1 rRNA gene is annotated in these 389 nt (G+C 54.2%); it reads left to right on the top strand.

Features of this window, described 5'->3' with window-relative positions:
• Positions 1–121: 121 nt before the first annotated feature.
• Positions 122–234: ribosomal RNA gene (gene rrf, locus SB816_RS30085) — 5S ribosomal RNA — on the top strand.
• Positions 235–389 lie beyond the last annotated feature (155 nt).

Below are 389 nucleotides of genomic sequence, written 5' to 3'. Positions count from 1 at the left end.
CACGGTTAAGAGATCAGTGTTGTGCCGATATAAACAACACAACCCGAATTCAGTAAAAACTCTTTACGCTTCTTCCAGATTGGCTGTGGCGCCCCCAAAGGCGACGCAGCAACCCGTCATGCCTGATGACCATAGCGAGTCGGTCCCACCCCTTCCCATCCCGAACAGGACCGTGAAACGACTCTACGCCGATGATAGTGCGGATTCCCGTGTGAAAGTAGGTAATCGTCAGGCTCCCCTAAGCCAGAAACCCCCGCCCGAAAGGCGGGGGTTTTTGCATTTGTGGCCTCCGAAAATCCGGCTACCGAAGATCATCAGCATCTATCTGTTGACCGTTGGTGTGACGGTTGTTGACGATGGCTGTCGAAAACTGCGCTGCGTTCCGCGCT

The sequence above is a fragment of the Achromobacter sp. SIMBA_011 genome, from assembly GCF_046535435.1.
Lineage (GTDB): Bacteria > Pseudomonadota > Gammaproteobacteria > Burkholderiales > Burkholderiaceae_B > Achromobacter > Achromobacter dolens.
This window is presented reverse-complemented; position numbering and strand designations above follow the sequence as displayed.